This is a genomic window from Gloeocapsopsis crepidinum LEGE 06123 (assembly GCF_015207655.1).
GTDB lineage: Bacteria > Cyanobacteriota > Cyanobacteriia > Cyanobacteriales > Chroococcidiopsidaceae > Gloeocapsopsis > Gloeocapsopsis crepidinum.
The window spans coordinates 20,650-37,489 of the sequence record NZ_JADEWN010000061.1 but is presented as its reverse complement, the minus strand read 5'-3'; the positions used below and the strand labels follow the sequence as shown (position 1 = coordinate 37,489).

Sequence of the window (16,840 nt, the reverse complement as noted above, 5' to 3'; positions counted from 1 at the left end):
CTGATTGAGGTGTCACCTTGTGTGTATGCCTTAACTATTTTTTCTCGCAAGTCGAGCGAGTACGGTTTCATTAGACTTCATTTGTGTACTCCTCTTACTGTACCTCATAAACTTGCAATAGGCTGTAATTGGTAGTGGTATCGCACCAGCACAAACTACCATGCAAATGGTACAACAACACTACTTAGGAATTGAAGTACACATCGAACCAGAATTGTTCAAAAATCTTTTCTGTTACTCAGGAGCAATCCCTCCAGAATCAAGCTTATTATTTCAGGAGAATGAATGGCAGACAAGGTTTCCAGCACAACCAATCTACCCCTGTAATGCGCGTAGCAGTGCAACAAATTTTGCATTGTCCGTATTACGGTTTAACCAAACGGATGTATTTGCAGTCAAAAGTGATTGAATTATGGGCTTTAATTCTCGAACCACTGCTGAAAGAAACGAAAGCTCAAAAAAGGCAATTTAAACTTAAAGCAGAAGATATTGATCGCATTTACCACGCTAAAGAAATGTTACTGGCGTGTCTAGATAATCCGCCTTCTTTGATAGATCTTGCACGGGCAGTGGGATTGAATGACTACAAGCTCAAAATTGGTTTTCGCCAGATTTTTGGAAAAACAGTATTTGGATACTTGCACGAATGTCGCTTAGAGCAATCGCGCTTACTCCTTGATGCTGGTAATTTTACTGTAGCTGGTGTTGCGCGTGCAGTAGGTTTTACCAATCGAGGTGATTTCGCGGCGGCATTTCGGCGTAAATTTGGTGTTAATCCTAGCGTTTACTTGCGTTCAAAGCGGTAGATATAACCTAAAAAATCCGTTTAGCGATCAAAAAAGATCCGTTTGGCGATCGCTTCGGGTGTGTACTTCCTTTATCATCCACATACATTGACTACTTGATACCATTTTGCTTTTTACGTGCAACACTAAAGAGAAAAATGTGTAGGAACAGCTTCAAATGAAAAGAAGATGTAAACTCCAGATTTAAGAGACGATAGAAGAGTTCAAAGAGTTACTCAAGCAGCAAACCACACTCAGCGGGTTGGAGAAAATCCAGGCACTATATTGGTTTCAAACAGGACAAATTAAAACCGTAACAGGAATTGCCACGGCATTGGGAAAAAATCGGATAACGATCCACAGATGGTGGAGCAAGTATCAAGCAGGAGGCATTCGGGCATTATTGGGTGAGCAGAAACTACTGCCAGGAAGAAAACCAGCGATTGGAGCAGAAGTTGCTGAAAAGTTAGCTTCTAGACTAGCACAAGAAAAAGGTTTTAAAACTTACGAACAGATTCAGAGCTGGTTAGCTAGTGAATGTGGAGTTAAAGCCTCTTATTCGGTGGTCTAATAAAACCACTAGATATAGACTTCAAGCTAAGCTCAAAGTACCGCGAACCCAAAGCATTAAACAAGACCCTACGCAGAGAGAAGACTTTAAAAAAACCTGCCTTTTCTATTAACAATGGTGAAGCAGATGCAACCTTATCTGCCGAGTTTGAAAGAAAATATTTTGCTCCCAATCCGCTACTGGGTAGAAGATGAAAGTCTATTTGGACTGAAGACAATCACGAGACGTTTAATTACGATTAAAGGCGTAAAACCAGTAGGTCAACTCCAATGGTCAAGGGAGTACTACTATCTTTATGGTATGGTAGAACCAAAAACAGGAATGATTTATTCAAATATTTAATAGATCATTAGTACATTTTTCTCGAATATATTAACAACTGTAATGCGATCGCTATACAACGATGTTTGATTTGCAAAGATGAAATAAAGCGATCGCGCTTCACGCACCTCCACCGAGATCGCTTGCCAACTGCTGCACTACCTCCACCGATAATCCAGTCACTCTCGCCACCATTTCTATCGCAACTCCTTCGCGCAATAAATTAGTAGCTACTGAACGAATTCCTTCTTGAATACCTTCTTGAAGTCCTTCCGCACGTCCTTCCGCACGTCCTTCCGCACGTCCTTCCGCACGCCCTTCCGCACGTCCCTCTTCTACTAAAGCTTGATATGTTACCGATTCCTGCATGAGTTCCCTCCGCAGTACCTGTTGTACAATGTCTTTCTCTAATACTAACCCAGCTAAAATAAATGCTGATGCTGCGACGTTATTTTGTGCGCGTTGATCTGGAATTTTAGCGATTTCCTGTGCTACTTGCTGTAATGTTCCCACACGGTTACTAGTCTGACTTAAAACCGCAAAGGGTAACAAGCCTGGACATTGCAGAAATACACCTGTTGGTTGTTCCCATAGGCGAATCACTTCAAATTCATGACGAGTTTTTTCAAGGATAAATGTTGTTTGTTGTGCGAGTTCCGAAGTTGATTGTCGCAGATAAATGACTACTTGATGCATCTCCTTTAAAGGAAAGCGACGATGTACTCGCAGCCGATAATCAATCATCCGAAACGGAATATCAGTTTTAGGTACAGTTTGAAATTCTAAGTGCAGTACAACTTCTTCCGATTCCAGCAAAATCAACGCATCAGCGCGAATCGGTTCTAACGAAAGTTCTGAAGGACTTAACTCGGTAAAAGACAGAGATTTTCCGAGTAACCAGTTGGCAAAGTCGTTAGAAAAATTTTCAACTAAAAATTTACAAATATTGTCAAACATGAAGCGATTTTATCAGGTGATTTGTGCGATCGCGATCGCTAGCAGTTAGTATTTGGCGAAGTAGTAAGAAATCAAATTAATATGCGTGTTGTCATTCAACGAGTTAAATCTTCTCAAGTTACTGTTAATGGTGAACTTGTCGGTAAAATTGGGCGAGGGGTTAATTTATTGGTTGGTATTGCTGATACTGATACGGAAGCTGAACTCGATTGGATGGTACGCAAGTGCTTGGAATTGCGCATTTTTCCTGACGAAGATGCTAGTGGCGATCGCTTTTCTAAATCTGTACAGGAAATTGGTGGCGAATTATTAGTTATCAGCCAATTTACGCTTTATGGTGACTGTCGCAAAGGTCGTCGTCCCTCTTTTGACCGTTCTGCATCGCCCAGCATCGCAGTTAATTTGTATCACTTATTCGTGAGCAAACTTCGGCAAAGTGGTTTAAGAGTGGAAACTGGCATATTTGGTGCAATGATGCAAGTTTCGATTGACAATGATGGTCCAGTTACTCTTTTACTTGATAAAGAGCATACTTAGCACGCCAGATGAGAGTATTCACCATTTATATGGTTAGTTGCAATCTTTGCTGTTTTCCTCATTCTTGCGTCAGAGTAATATAGCTGCTCCTCACCTATTGACAATTACCAATTATCCAAAAAATGAGAAAATATAAAGTTATAGATAAGATGCAACAAGAGTAATTGCAAAGTACTATGGCTCAAATTCAATTTTTTAGAGGCGTTGATGAAGAAGTTATTCCAGATGTACGTCTAACGCGATCGCGCGATGGTAGTAACGGTACTGCAACTTTTTACTTTCAAAATCCCCAAGCTTTGAGTAGCGAAGCGACAGAAGAAATTACCGGAATGTATATGATTGATGAAGAAGGGATGCTGACAACTCGCGAAGTGAAGGGTAAATTCGTTAATGGTAAGCCGGAAGCTTTAGAGGTATTCTACCTCATGAAATCTACTGATGAATGGGATCGCTTCCTGCGCTTTATGCAGCGCTATGCGGAAGCTCATGGCTTAGAATTCAGTAAGTCATAAATTTATTACTTTTACTTTGATGACGCATCAGCCGCACCCTGATCTGACCAGTATGACAATCACCTGTGCTGTCATCACAGTAAGTGATACGCGCACTGTTGAAACTGACAAAAGTGGTCAACTAATTAAAAAGCTACTTTTGGATGCCGATCGTAATGTGGGGGCATATACAATTATTCCAGATGAGCCAAGACAAATTCAAAATCAGTTATACAACCTAGCTAGCCAAGTAAACTTGGACGTAGTGATTTGCAATGGTGGTACTGGAATTGCCCCCAGAGATACAACATATGACGCGATCGCAAATCTCCTTGAAAAAACTTTACCTGGCTTTGGAGAGTTGTTTCGCTACTTGAGTTACCAAGAAATCGGTTCGCGAGCAATTGCCTCTCGTGCAATCGCTGGCGTATATCAAAACAAACTTGTTTTTTCGCTTCCTGGTTCTGCTAATGCTGTAAAACTCGCAATGCAGCAACTAATTTTGCCCGAACTTGTTCATTTAGTTAGTCAAATCAAAGGAACTAGATAGAGAATAAGTAGGTGGGCATAATTACATATCACATCCAACATCTGTTAGGTAAGGGGTAATAGATGTTCTTTCCAATAACCAATGTCTAGTTACCAGTTATCAGTTCTTAATTTATATTGATTTTTACCCACTTACTCTGTTAAGCCACAAACACAATCCAGCTAAAATTGCATTAATCAAGTAAAACACCCCTACTACTTGTAATTCTGACCAGCCTGATAGTTCAAGATGATGATGTAAAGGAGCCATCTTGAATAGACGTTTTCCTACACCGTTAGGATCTTTGGTTGCTTTGTAATAACCAACTTGTGCCATTACTGAAAGTGTTTCGACAAAAAAGATTCCACTAAGAATAAATAGTGCCCAAAGTGTATTGCTAAGTAATCCTACAGCAGCTAACGCACCACCTAAAGCCAGCGATCCTGTATCTCCCATGAATACACGTGCAGGATTGCGATTATGTACCAAAAATCCTAAACAGCTACCACTCATACAAGCACAGAAAATCATCAATTCAGGATGAGTAGGAGCAACTAAGGTACCCAAACCTAAAAATGCGATCGCGACTGTTCCCCCAGCTAAACCATCAACACCATCAGTCAGGTTAGTAGCGTTGCTCTCAGCTACCATCACAAATACTGCTAATAGCCAAAATAACAAACCTAACGGCAATACATAACCAAAAGGTAAAATCAATGTCGTTGTATTGCTCGATTGACTCCACCACAGCCACAGACAAAACAGTATCGCAAACCCAATCTGCAAAACTAGCTTCATCTGAGGCGAAATTCCTTTATTAGATTTACGGCGCAGAATTTGCCAATCATCAAGCCAGCCAATTGCTGCGTACCCTAGTGCTAGTAAACACACTGCAACTACATTAGGAGCAATTCTAGATAAAACCAGTGCAAAGCTAAGTGCAACAGGGATAAAAAAAACGCCTCCCATTGTAGGCGTACCTGCTTTTTTTAAATGAGCTTGAGGACCATCTTCACGAATGACTTGCCCAGTTTTTAAGCTAACGAGTAATGGTACTACACCATATCCTATCCCTGCAGTTGCCAGTCCACAAACTATCAAAGGTAAAGTTAGAGAAGTGACTTGCCAAGGCAATCGGTTTGCTATCCAATCTAGAACAAGTGCCGTAATACTTACTGATACGCCCAATAGCACAAGTAGATTGATGCCAGATAGATGAAATGAATCCGAAGTTGATTTAGCTTCCACAAAATTCCCTCACAACAGCACTTTTTTGAGTGATGACTCCTGAGCTTATCTGTGGCAATATACTTAACCACATTTAGAGCAACCAGGATAGAGTTTAAGGGCTGTTTGATTTGTCGTCAAACTCCCAGTGAGTTGTGAAGGCTTGATAATGACTTACTTGCTTGATCGAGAATACATATAGTATTGCTGCATCAACACACTAATCTTCTACCTCTATGGCATCATCATCATCAAGGTCGTAAGACATATCATCTGGGTCCATTAAGCCGGCAATTTCTTCCTCATCATCTGAATAGTCTGGCTCTTGATTGTCACGCGCTATCAACCGACCTGACGACTCTAACCAATCGAGTAATGAAGATTCATTCTTTAGAGGAATCACAGCAGCACGTTGATCGCGAGGTTCTTCACGCAGAGCAGAATTACGCATAGCAAAATGTTTTGATAGAGGATGTATTTTAACCTATATAGTTTAAGTTTATCACTAAAAAAGCTGTTTACATTTAGCTTGAAGCCTTTATGTTGAAGAGGTAACAGCCCTGAAGATAGCAAGTACAATTGCTGTTGATAATTAGGCAGTCCTTGCCAGCTAAATAACAAAAAACTTATTAACTATCAGAGACTCACTCGACCGAGAATAATTTGTAAGGCTAACTAAGTTAGTGTCGGTGAAATAAGGTATAAACCTCTATTAACAAGAAAAAATAGGCAAGGGTGTGATGGTAGGAAAGACAACACTGTTAGAAGCGATCGCAGGCAAAAATCGCGGACTGCTGGCAACTGAACAAGACAAGCAAGCTATTTTAATGGCGATCGCTCAGCTAGAAGAGCGCAACCCAACTCCTCGCCCCGTTGAAGCGGGAGAACTCCTCGATGGTGACTGGCGACTTCTTTACACTACCAGTAAAGGTTTATTAAATATTGATCAACTGCCATTATTCAAGCTCGGTCAAATTTATCAGTCTATCCGTGTCGCGACAACTAGCGTGTATAACATTGCAGAAGTTTATGGCATACCCTTTTTAGAAGGAATGGTGGCAGTTGCTGCGCGGTTTGAGCCACTTTCTGAACGTCGAGTACAAGTCAAATTTGAGCGTTCAATCTTGGGTTTACAGCGTTTGGTAGGCTACAACAAGTCTCCTAGGGACTTTATTGGGCAGATTGAAGCGGGTAAAAAGTTTGCAGCAGTTGATTTTCGTTTAGATAACCGCGAACAACAAGGATGGCTAGATATTACTTATCTCGATCGTGATTTACGCATCGGGCGTGGTAACGAAGGCAGCGTTTATGTTTTAAGTAAAGTTTAGCGATCATTGTGCAGTCTATTATTTGTTTTGGGCAATTATTGCTGCCGCTGTCTGTGTGTCTACTGGCTGATAAAATAAGTACCCTTGTCCATACTTACACTGTAATGTTTTAAGCTGCTCCCTTTGTTCTACTGTTTCTATTCCTTCTGCTATTGCGTCCATACCCAAATTCTGAGCTAGTGTCATGATGACTTGAACAATCTTTGTCTTCTCATGATTAGCTTGAATTGTGTTAATAAAAGAGCGATCAATTTTGAGTACATCAACTGGAAAGCGGTGTAAAGAACTCAAGGATGAATAGCCTGTACCAAAGTCATCTAAATATATTTCAATGCCCAAGTCTCTCAGTTGCAAAAGCATGGCAGTTGCAGATTCTGCATTCTCCATAATCGTGCTTTCAGTGATTTCCAGCTTCAAGCTACGTGCATCAAGGTTAGTTGATTGCAGAATGTGAATGATTTGCTCAACGAGATCTAGTTGTGAAAACTGTTTGCTGGAGAGATTGACACTGATTGTTAAGGGTTGAGCGGAAAATTCCGACTGCCATCTCCGTAGCTGGCGGCATGCCTCATAAAGTACCCAATAGCCAATCGGGACGATCGCTCCAGTTTCTTCTGCTACCGAGATGAAATCCGCTGGATTCAGCAAGCCACGCATTGGATGTTGCCAGCGAATTAGCGCTTCAAACCCAGTGATTCTGCCTGTATCTACGAGTACTATTGGTTGGTAATAAATCTGGAACTCCTGACGTTCAATTGCCCGTCGGAGATCGTTCTCTAGTTGCATAAGCTTCACAACCGAGTCATGCATTTCTATATCAAAGACCTCGTAACGAGCCTTACCTAGTACCTTTGCACGGTACATTGCCGTATCAGCATCGCGGAGCAGGACTTCCGGTTGGTGATAATTTGTTGTGCCTAGAGCAATACCTATACTGATGCTGGTAAATACTTCGTGCCCACTCAAGTTGCAAGGCAATGATAGTCTTTTCTGAATCCGCTCTGCCACATCAGTAGCGTCGCCGATACCCTTAATATTGTTAAGCAAAATCACAAACTCGTCACCTCCGAGCCGAGCAACCATGTCCTCAGGCCGCAAACATGCTTTCAATCTGCGTGCAGTTGCAATCAGTAGCTGATCTCCAACCATGTGCCCAAGGCTATCGTTAACAACCTTAAAACGATCTAAATCGATAAAAAGCACAGCAAATAAGTAGTTTGTTTCCCACTTCTTCTTCAAAATTGCAGATTTCAACCGCTTCATAAAAAGTGCTCGGTTCGGCAAACCTGTTAACTCATCATGAAAGACATGGTGGCGAAGTTTTGCTTCTGATTTTTGACGCTCGATAATGCTTTGTTTCAAATCTTTTAAATTACGTCGCAACTCTAGTTGCGCCACGACTTGGTCAGCTAAAACCCGTAGAAATTGTATCTGTTCGCAACTTAATTTCCGTGGAACATGATCGAGTACGCATAAAGTTCCTAAAGTAAAGCCAGTGGGAGTAATCAGAGGAGCACCTGCATAAAATCGAATCCGAGCGTCGCCAACCACAAACGGGTTAGTTGCAAAGTGCTCATCAGCTAAGGTGTCTGGGATAACTAGTAATTCAGCTTGCCGGATGGTATAAGAGCAGAAAGTAATATCGCGGGGTTCTTCAGTTGCCGTGAACCCCATTTTTGATTTGAACCACTGCCGCTGAGCATCTACTAAACTAATTGCAGCAATTGGAGTTTGGCAAATGTAAGCAGCTAAGCGAGTTATGTTGTCAAAGTGTGCTTCAGGAACAGTATCTAGAATCTGATACTGACACAGCGCCTGCAAACGTTTAATTTCTGTCTCAGGTAATTTACACTGCCAATGTGAGTTTGAACTACTCGGAAGCATAGCAAGCTTAGCGCATAAATCATGGTTAATGTGTGGTCAAATTTTCTGGCGATAAGGTGATTATACTCATTTGCTTTATTCAATTTACTATTTCTTGAGGACAGAAATTCAAGGCAACATTAAGTGAGTGAATGGGCAATACCCTTTTTAGGATACTACCCATATCCTTAGACCATAGGTAGACTGCCTTAGCTGTAGAGGCAATTCTTGCCTCACCTCACAATTTAGTCAATTCCTATCACTTAAAAAAACACAGCATTCTGCCACTACTTACAGATAGTAACCTACGACAAGGCAAAGTAGAATAGGCATTAACTCCAATAAGTTAAAGGCATATTCTGACCGCGATAACCCACAAAACATGACATAGATACTCGTGGTCCCTGCTTGGATGGACGTACCGCATGAACTCGCCCTGAATCAAAGAGAACTAGATCGCCGGCACAGGGTTTATACAGCACTTCTGATGGTGGAAGTTTATTTTGATCAAAGTGAAGATCGTCGCAAGCAAGTTTGAGAAACTCTTGATAAGACGGTTTGATTCCCCAAATCTCTAGCTCACCACCAAATTTTGCTTCTCGTAAATATATATTTGCAGAAAGCTGAGACAAAAGCGTCCCATCGCTTGAGTTATCTACAATATCACGAGCTAAAACATCTTGGTGTGGTGGAAGCTCAAAGCTGTCCTCGAACATGCGTGCAATTCCAACCATCATTGGTCGTCCATGAATGTTCTCAAGCCGAGCGCCTGCGAACCATACCTCTTCAAGCTCAACTCTTAGTTTATCTATTGGGGAAAGGTAAGGAAAGCAAGTATTTCTGATAGTAGTGCGCATACGCTGGGCTTCTGCATAGTACTGTTCAAGTAGCGCTGGATCTCCTTTTGTTTCAAAAAAAGTCATTCCAGTTCTTTGAACACCAACATTTTGTGCTCGTAAGTAGCGGGCAAACTCCGGAAGTTTTAGCAACCTTTTGCATAGTTGCTCGCAAAGCCACTTTGGATAGTAGTCAGTAATACACAAGGCAATGAATTTACCTTGTACTAAATCAACTAAGTCTTGTCGTGTGAGAACTGTTGTGGCTTTAATAGGTAATGTTGTAACATCTGTGCGTGTCACTTCTTTACGAGCTACACCGACTCCCATATGAATCCTCCAAAAAAGTAAGTTCGAGATGAGACTAATGTAGTTACAGAAAGCCCACAAACTCATCAAAAAACATACCTATTAGTTATGGGAACCTAAGAAAGAACTGAATAGATTTACTCACCTTCGCTGCGCTGAAGCTAAACGCAACAACCCATGCTGGTGTTTTGATTTAAGGCTAGTTGGACGTAGTGACAAAAGCAGCGTTTATATTCTGAGTAAATAGCGATCGCAATTATTATCCGTTACCAATTACCGCAACCCCTAAGTTAACCTAAAGCTAATCAGTTACGAGTTGGTGCCATGTTTTAAATAGACGCGCCGCAGTCATCCTCAGAATTTCTGCCCACAATGTATGATTTACCAAGCTGCGTTGGTATGATGCTCAAGGCAATTGGGTGACGACGGAACTTGAACAAGAACGCCAACGCGCCGTACAAAGACGGGGCTTCCTCTGACTTCGTGAATTGCACTAGAGTAACAACAGGTTCACCTAGCTGAGTAAAATTAAATAAAGCTAGTCATCAATAGCTCTATGCGTCTATCTCAGGGACAGCTCAACTTACTAGAACGTTGTCCGCGTCAATTTCAACACACTTACTTAGAGCAACTTGGCTCACCAACCAGTTTAGAGCAACAAGAGCGCCTGACATGGGGCAGTCGCTTTCATTTGCTCATGCAGCAGCGCGAACTTGGATTGCCAATTGAATCTTTAGTGCAAGAAGACGCTCAACTACAATGCTGGATGAGTGCTTTTACCAGCGTTGCACCAGAAATAACACCAGATATCACCACTCAATCATTCCGCGAAAGCGAACATTGCCGTACATTACAAGTGCAAGATTATCTGTTGACAGTAATTTATGACTTATTTATTGCAGACAATCGCCAAGCTCAAATTCTCGATTGGAAAACTTATCCCAAACCCCAAAATCGCCGCGCTTTGGCACATAACTGGCAAACACGACTTTACTTGTATGTCCTCGCAGAAACAAGCGAATACGTACCCGAACAGTTGTCTATGACTTACTGGTTTATTCAGTCAGAAAATCAGCCACAAAGTCTCAAATTTACATACAACAACGCTCAGCACGCCAAAACAGCACAACAACTAAACTATCTCTTAAACCAACTTACACAATGGTTGCAACGTTACGAACATGGCGAACCATTTCCACAAATAACATTAGGAAGCAAGCTGTGCGATCTTTGTCAGTATGCAACGCGCTGTCATCGCGATCGCTACGATGAAGCATCTCCTCAAAGCTTACTGCCAAATCTTGTAAATATTCAAGAAGTCCCACTATAAAGGACTGAATAGTAAATTAGTTATGACGCACGACACTACAGATTCAACATATACATCCTCAGTTTATGTCCGCGAATTAGAAATTGACGACCTTGCTCCTGTGTATCACTTAGGAGAAAAGTTATTTACGAGCGATTTATATCCCTACTTGTACCGTACATGGGATAAGTGGGAGGTCATTGGACTTTATAACACCGATCCTGAATATTGTCTTGTTGCAGAAGTCGACGGCGAACTGGCAGGCTTTATTTTAGGTACAGTGATTACGAAAGGTTCTTGGACATATGGTTACATTATTTGGTTAGGAGTTAACCCCCACTTTCAACGCCGTGGAGTTGGCGACACTTTGGTAGACAAACTCATTGAACGGATGATTGAAGATGGTGCGCGGTTTATGCTTGTTGATACTGATCCCGCCAATGTACCCGCCGTCAAATTTTTTCAGCGTAAAGGCTTTGGCAACAGCCGGCAGCATATTTTCTTATCGATGAACTTAAGTAAAAATGAATACTACGGTAGATTAATTGCTTACGAAAGACAAAAAGCTGAAAGAGCAGGATATAAGCGATCGCGTCCCACTGTATCGCGCAAACCCGAAGGAATCGCCGGTGAAGTTGCCCTCAATTCTCTAGTAGACGAAAATAGTGATTAGCAACTAACCCCTCGCCCCTCGCCCCTCACTCCTCACCCCTTCTTCATGCCTGAACAACTACAGTGGCTGCTACTACCTGTTGAATCACCACCCGAATGGTTTATCCAAGCTGTTAGTCAGTATTGTCCAAACTCCTCTGGTAGATATGCTGCACAGCTATTGTGGCAACGAGGAATTTGCGATCAGCATAGTTTAGATTCATTTGTCAATCCCCAAGCTTGTCAAGAATTAGCAGATCCCTTTGAATTTGGTGCAGAAATGTATCAAGCAGTAGAACGACTTCAACAAGCACGCGATCGCCGCGAAAAAGTTGCAATTTGGGGAGACTTTGATGCTGACGGGATTACATCAACTGCTGTGCTTTGGGATGGCTTAGGACAGTTTTTTAGCCAAAACACGCACTTAGTTTATTACATTCCTAATCGCATTACTGAGTCTCATGGTTTGAACTGTCAGGGGATTGAGCTGCTTGCTAAACAAGGTGCGCAGTTAATTGTTACTTGCGACACAGGTAGTACTAATATTGCTGAAATCGAGTATGCAAAGCAACTCGGTATTGATACCATTGTCACCGACCATCATACATTGCCGCTAGAACGACCGCCAGTTGTCGCAATTATCAATCCTCGATATTTACCACAAGACCATCCCTTATTTCATCTTTCAGGAGTTGCTGTTGCATATAAACTCGTAGAAGCTTTGTATCAAAAAACAGATAACCCTCAACAACCGCTAGAAGATTTACTTGATTTAGTTGCAATTGGTTTAATCGCAGATTTGGTACAACTTTCCGGTGATTGTCGCTATTTAGCGCAGTTGGGTATTGCCAAAATGCAGCAAGACTTCAAACAACCAGCCTCACAACGACGACGTCCAGGGGTAGGAAGATTATTAGAGTGGTGTCAGAAAAGTGGCGATCGCCCTACTGATATTTCTTTTGGTCTGGGTCCGCGCATCAATGCCGTCAGCCGAATTCAGGGTGATGCTAGTTTTTGTGTAGAATTACTGACAAGTCGCGACTTACAACGCGTTGAACAGCTAGCACAAGATACAGAACTGGCAAACTCTCGACGCAAATCTCTACAAAAAGACGTTGCCCAGCAAGTGACGGCAAAGCTACAGCAATTGGACTTATCGACTACTAGTGTTATTGTTTTAGCAGATCCTCAATGGTCTGCGGGTGTACTTGGCTTAGTCGCTGGACAAGTTGCACAAGAAACCGGACGTCCGACAATATTACTGAGTACTGAAGGTGCAAGTACAGAACACACTACCTTAGCCCGTGGTTCGGCACGCTCAATCAATCAAATCGATTTATATCAGTTGGTAAAAGATCAGGCACATTTACTACATCGCTTTGGCGGACATCCTTATGCTGCAGGATTGAGTTTACCAATAGAAAATATTTCTTTATTTGCTGAGGCAATTAATCAAAAATTACGACAGTCCTTAGGTGGTGGAATGACAACACCAACAATCCAAGCAGACTTAGTATGTAATGTCCAAGACTTAGGCAAAGAGCTTTTTTGGGAATTGAAATTACTTGAACCTTGTGGTATGGGAAATCCTGTACCAAAATTATTGATTCAAAATTGCTGGTTTGAAAATGCTTGGCATCGTAATCAACAAGATGGACAAGGGAAAAAAGTTCAGTATATTAAAACTGAATTTGATCTTCGAGATGATTCAACGCAAGCTAAATTTCCTGGTGTGTGGTGGGGACACTATAAAGACGAATTACCATCTACACGGTGCGATTGCATTGTAGAGCTTGATTATAACTCATTTAAAAAACGTTATGAAATTCGGATTGTGGCACTGCGGACAGCAGAAAACGCTTCGGCTCAAACAACTGACACGACTAATCTTGATTTATTAGACTGGCGTAATCTACCTAGTGAAATTGATACCAATTTAGAAGAAGCACTAATTGTTCAAGATTGTCCTCGGAGTTGGGATGATTTACGTACTTGGTTTAAGCGATCGCTTGTCGAAAAAAAACAGCTAGTGTTAGCCTGGAAAAAACCACAATTCATCCCACCTAATCAAATTTGGCTTTCGTTACTCGGAATTGCAAAGTACATTAGTCGTACAGGTCAAACTGTCTCGCGGTTTCAACTATGTCAAAAACTAGAAATTAGCGATCAAACACTCAAACAAGGATTTCAAGCACTTACTAGTATAGGTTTTACAATTAGTTCTGTTGATCGAAGTTTTATTGTCCATTGGCAACCACAAGCCAAAATATCTGAAGATGAATGCTTGCAAGTGATTGAAAAATTCTTAATCGCTGTGCAAGAGGAACAATTTCAACAGCAGTACTTCTCGACAGTTCCCTTATCCACTATCCAATCAATGATACGCGGATCAAGTTTGTAAAAAGGAGAAACTCAGAGAATTGTCAGATGAATTCTATGTTCTAAGCACGAAAATCACTCATAGTTTCTTTCGTCTAAATGACACTGCGAAAACTGGCACAAAATAATTGATACATCAATGAGGACCCCAAGTATCGTGGAGATAATATTTTTGAAAACTATAACGAAACTTTAACTGTTTTTACTGTCATCACAGACTAACCAAGTGTATAGTCAATAGCAACATAATACTCAGTGCAAAGATGTAGGCTCTGAGTAATACTAAATTCTAAGCACAAAAATTACTTCGCAAATTCCAATGCAGCAATACTTTAAACGCTTATCATTGTGCCATTTTGCTTTATTTAGTGGAGCGATCGCCACGACTGTAACAATGTCCCTGTTGCCAGTTCGCTCAGTTCGTGCTTCATTTCAAGATAGTCCTAAAGCTTTGGTAGATGAAGTTTGGCAGCTTGTTAATCGCGAATATGTTGACGCTACATTCAATAAAATTAATTGGCAAACCAGCAGGCAAAACCTTTTAAGCAAAAACTATACTTCTAAAGAACAAGCTTATAATGCTGTTCGAGAAGAACTAGAAAAACTAGGAGATCCCTATACTCGCTTTCTCGATCCTAAACAGTTTGCCGCACTTACAGATCAGACATCTGGAGAACTCTCTGGTGTTGGCATTCGCATGGAAGTCAATGAGCAAACCAAGCGTTTGACTGTGGTAGAAGCAATCGAAAATTCTCCTGCACTACAAGCTGGTATCAAATCGGGAGATCAGATATTAGCTATTGATGGTAAACCAACACAAGGCTTAGATGTTCAGCAAGCTTCTAGCATGATTCGCGGTAAGGCTGGAACACCTGTGAGTTTAAGTATCGGACGTTCTGGACAGCAAAACTTAAACGTTAAAATCACGCGGGCAAGAATAGAAGTACCAACAGTCCGTTACTCTGTCAAGCAAGAAGGCAAAAATCGCGTTGGTTATATCAGCTTACGAGAATTCAATGCTCATGCTGCAGAACAAATGCAACGAGCAATCTACGATCTCAACCGCCAACAAGTCAATGGCTACGTATTAGACTTGCGGGGTAATCCTGGAGGTTTACTGCAATCGAGTATCGAAATTGCGCGGATGTGGCTAGAAAACGGCGATATTGTTCGTACTGTAGATCGCCGAGGAAGAAGTGAAAAAATAGCAGCAAACCGTACTGCATTAGTCAAGCAGCCTGTAGCTGTGCTTGTTGATGGTAATTCTGCTAGTGCCAGCGAAATTCTAGCAGGGGCAATTAAAGATAATAATAGAGGAGTTGTTGTCGGCAGCCAAACATTTGGTAAAGCGCTAGTGCAATCAGTTCATTCACTTTCTGATGGTTCTGGTTTAGCAATTACAATTGCTCATTACTACACACCTAGGGGGACAGATATTAGTCAAAAAGGGATTACACCTGATGTCAAAATAGACTTAACAGAAGCACAGATACGTCAGCTAGCAAGTAATCCAAATTTAGTTGGTACTCAAAACGATCCGCAGTATATTCGCGCGATCGCCGTACTAGGCACAAACTCCTTGGCTCAAACTACACCAAATCAAACGCTGAAACCATCGGGGATGCGGTAGTTAAGAGTGGCTAGTAGCTAGTGATACAGTGGCTAGTTTTGAGTTTTGAGGTTTGAATGGAAGCATTTTATAACTCATAACTCAACACTCAACACTCATAACTCCTCTGCCCCTCATTTTCGCTACAGTGAGAAGATAGCGTCAAGGAATATGTAGATGTCCGCACAACTTTTGCTGGTAGACGACGAACCAGGCTTGCGAGAAGCTGTTAAAGATTATCTGCAAGAAAGTGGTTTTACTGTTCAGGTAGCTAGTAATGCTCATGAGGGATGGGAATTACTACAGCAAAATATACCTGATTTGGTCATTTCTGACATTATGATGCCACAGGTAGATGGCTACCAATTCCTTAAGCAAATGCGCGACGATCCTCGCTTTCAAACTTTGCCAGTCGTATTTCTAACGGCAAAAGGTATGACTACAGATCGTATCCAAGGCTATCAAGCTGGTGTTGATGCTTATTTACCCAAGCCATTTGACCCAGATGAGTTAGTCGCCATTATAGAAAATTTACTAGCACGTCGGGTAACAACTTCAAGTGGTGAATTGGGAGAAACGCCTGATATTGCTGATTTGGCAAATCAAATTGCTCAAATTAAAGCACTGTTAACTCAGCGCCAGGGTATTGCAACAACTCCGGCCCCCATTAAAATTGATTTAACTCCCAGAGAACAAAGTGTTTTAAACCTCGTTACAGAGGGGTTGATGAATAAAGAAATTGCTCGTCGTCTGCAAACGAGTGTCCGCAATGTAGAAAAGTATGTTAGTCGCTTATTTAGTAAAACAGGTACAAATAGTCGAACTGAGTTAGTCCGTTTTGCTTTGGAGCATGGCTTGACGAAATAAACTAATAAACTTACCCAACAAGCAGGGGCAGGCAAGATGTCTACTCTACTGCTTCTTTAACTGAGAAATAAATTAAGAAAAATTACGATAATTTAATTTTTTGGTGTTGTTTGTTGCTAATTGAAAGCTTAATGATAAATTCATAACAATACTCACTTAATAAGCCAAAAGTTATGAAAGTCTCAAAACACTTAGGCGAATCAATTGCTCTAGGTTTCGTTTTTGTATTGACAAGCGCTGGCATCATTACAATCATGTCCGTTTTCTAAGT

At 41.4% G+C, this 16,840-nt stretch carries 17 protein-coding genes; 12 read left to right on the top strand and 5 right to left on the bottom strand.

Translation table 11 applies throughout. The features are described 5' to 3' along the window. The first annotated feature begins 281 nt into the window (after positions 1–281). The 3 genes from IQ230_RS20375 (at position 282) to IQ230_RS20365 (ending at position 1,698) form a co-directional block, all read left to right on the top strand. Entirely contained in the window at positions 282–806 is a 525-nt protein-coding gene (locus IQ230_RS20375; RefSeq protein ID WP_193934082.1) for a helix-turn-helix transcriptional regulator, read from the top strand. 241 nt (positions 807–1,047) lie between these two features. Beyond that, the gene (locus IQ230_RS20370) at positions 1,048–1,356 is read left to right on the top strand and encodes a helix-turn-helix domain-containing protein (protein ID WP_193934081.1); all 309 of its coding nucleotides are present in this window, start codon (positions 1,048–1,050) and stop codon (positions 1,354–1,356) included. A 114-nt stretch (positions 1,357–1,470) separates the two neighbouring features. Beyond that, positions 1,471–1,698, top strand: a complete 228-nt coding sequence (locus tag IQ230_RS20365) for a hypothetical protein (RefSeq protein ID WP_193934080.1) — start codon at positions 1,471–1,473, stop codon at positions 1,696–1,698. A 99-nt stretch (positions 1,699–1,797) separates the two neighbouring features. Here IQ230_RS20365 and IQ230_RS20360 read toward each other — a convergent pair whose 3' ends face one another. After that, complete coding sequence (locus tag IQ230_RS20360; RefSeq protein ID WP_193934079.1) at positions 1,798–2,634, bottom strand: Rpn family recombination-promoting nuclease/putative transposase; 837 nt, start codon at positions 2,632–2,634, stop codon at positions 1,798–1,800. A gap of 81 nt (positions 2,635–2,715) precedes the next feature. Between IQ230_RS20360 and dtd the strand changes: the two genes are divergently transcribed. The 3 genes from dtd to IQ230_RS20345 all read left to right on the top strand — a co-directional run bounded on the left by dtd (position 2,716) and on the right by IQ230_RS20345 (position 4,212). After that, positions 2,716–3,171, top strand: coding sequence for a D-aminoacyl-tRNA deacylase (gene dtd, locus IQ230_RS20355; protein ID WP_193934078.1), 456 nt, complete (start codon positions 2,716–2,718; stop codon positions 3,169–3,171). A 176-nt stretch (positions 3,172–3,347) separates the two neighbouring features. After that, a complete protein-coding gene (psb28, locus tag IQ230_RS20350; RefSeq protein WP_193934077.1) occupies positions 3,348–3,683 on the top strand; it encodes a photosystem II reaction center protein Psb28 in 336 nt (111 codons plus the stop codon). Between the two features lie 19 nt (positions 3,684–3,702). After that, positions 3,703–4,212 carry a MogA/MoaB family molybdenum cofactor biosynthesis protein gene (locus IQ230_RS20345; RefSeq protein ID WP_193934076.1) on the top strand — a complete coding sequence of 170 codons (510 nt, stop codon included), beginning with the start codon at positions 3,703–3,705 and terminating at the stop codon, positions 4,210–4,212. Between the two features lie 123 nt (positions 4,213–4,335). Here IQ230_RS20345 and mraY read toward each other — a convergent pair whose 3' ends face one another. Then, positions 4,336–5,361, bottom strand: coding sequence for a phospho-N-acetylmuramoyl-pentapeptide-transferase (mraY, locus tag IQ230_RS20340; protein WP_322742504.1), 1,026 nt, complete (start codon positions 5,359–5,361; stop codon positions 4,336–4,338). A 277-nt stretch (positions 5,362–5,638) separates the two neighbouring features. Next, entirely contained in the window at positions 5,639–5,869 is a 231-nt protein-coding gene (locus tag IQ230_RS20335; protein WP_193934074.1) for a DUF3134 domain-containing protein, read from the bottom strand. A gap of 289 nt (positions 5,870–6,158) precedes the next feature. On the opposite strand from IQ230_RS20335, the gene IQ230_RS20330 reads away from it, so the two are divergent. After that, a complete protein-coding gene (locus tag IQ230_RS20330; protein ID WP_193934073.1) occupies positions 6,159–6,746 on the top strand; it encodes a PAP/fibrillin family protein in 588 nt (195 codons plus the stop codon). A gap of 18 nt (positions 6,747–6,764) precedes the next feature. Here IQ230_RS20330 and IQ230_RS20325 read toward each other — a convergent pair whose 3' ends face one another. Then, positions 6,765–8,630, bottom strand: coding sequence for a sensor domain-containing phosphodiesterase (locus tag IQ230_RS20325; protein WP_193934072.1), 1,866 nt, complete (start codon positions 8,628–8,630; stop codon positions 6,765–6,767). 311 nt (positions 8,631–8,941) lie between these two features. Continuing rightward, complete coding sequence (locus IQ230_RS20320; RefSeq protein WP_193934071.1) at positions 8,942–9,775, bottom strand: 2OG-Fe(II) oxygenase; 834 nt, start codon at positions 9,773–9,775, stop codon at positions 8,942–8,944. Between the two features lie 535 nt (positions 9,776–10,310). Here IQ230_RS20320 and IQ230_RS20315 point away from each other — a divergent pair. The 5 genes from IQ230_RS20315 to IQ230_RS20295 all read left to right on the top strand — a co-directional run bounded on the left by IQ230_RS20315 (position 10,311) and on the right by IQ230_RS20295 (position 16,569). After that, positions 10,311–11,084, top strand: a complete 774-nt coding sequence (locus IQ230_RS20315) for a PD-(D/E)XK nuclease family protein (protein ID WP_193934070.1) — start codon at positions 10,311–10,313, stop codon at positions 11,082–11,084. 22 nt (positions 11,085–11,106) lie between these two features. Then, a complete protein-coding gene (locus tag IQ230_RS20310) occupies positions 11,107–11,736 on the top strand; it encodes a GNAT family N-acetyltransferase (RefSeq protein ID WP_193934069.1) in 630 nt (209 codons plus the stop codon). A 45-nt stretch (positions 11,737–11,781) separates the two neighbouring features. After that, positions 11,782–14,115: a single-stranded-DNA-specific exonuclease RecJ gene (recJ, locus tag IQ230_RS20305; RefSeq protein ID WP_193934068.1), complete on the top strand. Its 2,334-nt coding sequence runs from the start codon at positions 11,782–11,784 to the stop codon at positions 14,113–14,115. A gap of 297 nt (positions 14,116–14,412) precedes the next feature. Beyond that, the gene (gene ctpB / locus IQ230_RS20300) at positions 14,413–15,723 is read left to right on the top strand and encodes a carboxyl-terminal processing protease CtpB (protein ID WP_193934067.1); all 1,311 of its coding nucleotides are present in this window, start codon (positions 14,413–14,415) and stop codon (positions 15,721–15,723) included. A gap of 156 nt (positions 15,724–15,879) precedes the next feature. Continuing rightward, positions 15,880–16,569 (top strand): response regulator transcription factor, encoded by a 690-nt coding sequence (locus IQ230_RS20295; protein WP_193934066.1) that lies wholly within the window; start codon positions 15,880–15,882, stop codon positions 16,567–16,569. Positions 16,570–16,840: the final 271 nt, after the last annotated feature.

What these genes read in the sequence shown, in the direction of transcription:
- IQ230_RS20335 (WP_193934074.1), bottom strand. Translation starts at nt 5,869, where the DNA reads ATGCGTAATTCTGCTCTGCGTGAAGAACCTCGCGATCAACGTGCTGCT.
- ctpB (WP_193934067.1), top strand. Translation starts at nt 14,413, where the DNA reads ATGCAGCAATACTTTAAACGCTTATCATTGTGCCATTTTGCTTTATTT.
- IQ230_RS20345 (WP_193934076.1), top strand. Translation starts at nt 3,703, where the DNA reads ATGACGCATCAGCCGCACCCTGATCTGACCAGTATGACAATCACCTGT.
- dtd (WP_193934078.1), top strand. Translation starts at nt 2,716, where the DNA reads ATGCGTGTTGTCATTCAACGAGTTAAATCTTCTCAAGTTACTGTTAAT.
- IQ230_RS20375 (WP_193934082.1), top strand. Translation starts at nt 282, where the DNA reads ATGAATGGCAGACAAGGTTTCCAGCACAACCAATCTACCCCTGTAATG.
- IQ230_RS20320 (WP_193934071.1), bottom strand. Translation starts at nt 9,775, where the DNA reads ATGGGAGTCGGTGTAGCTCGTAAAGAAGTGACACGCACAGATGTTACA.
- IQ230_RS20295 (WP_193934066.1), top strand. Translation starts at nt 15,880, where the DNA reads ATGTCCGCACAACTTTTGCTGGTAGACGACGAACCAGGCTTGCGAGAA.
- recJ (WP_193934068.1), top strand. Translation starts at nt 11,782, where the DNA reads ATGCCTGAACAACTACAGTGGCTGCTACTACCTGTTGAATCACCACCC.
- IQ230_RS20365 (WP_193934080.1), top strand. Translation starts at nt 1,471, where the DNA reads ATGGTGAAGCAGATGCAACCTTATCTGCCGAGTTTGAAAGAAAATATT.
- IQ230_RS20360 (WP_193934079.1), bottom strand. Translation starts at nt 2,634, where the DNA reads ATGTTTGACAATATTTGTAAATTTTTAGTTGAAAATTTTTCTAACGAC.
- IQ230_RS20325 (WP_193934072.1), bottom strand. Translation starts at nt 8,630, where the DNA reads ATGCTTCCGAGTAGTTCAAACTCACATTGGCAGTGTAAATTACCTGAG.
- psb28 (WP_193934077.1), top strand. Translation starts at nt 3,348, where the DNA reads ATGGCTCAAATTCAATTTTTTAGAGGCGTTGATGAAGAAGTTATTCCA.
- IQ230_RS20315 (WP_193934070.1), top strand. Translation starts at nt 10,311, where the DNA reads ATGCGTCTATCTCAGGGACAGCTCAACTTACTAGAACGTTGTCCGCGT.
- IQ230_RS20310 (WP_193934069.1), top strand. Translation starts at nt 11,107, where the DNA reads ATGACGCACGACACTACAGATTCAACATATACATCCTCAGTTTATGTC.
- IQ230_RS20330 (WP_193934073.1), top strand. Translation starts at nt 6,159, where the DNA reads ATGGTAGGAAAGACAACACTGTTAGAAGCGATCGCAGGCAAAAATCGC.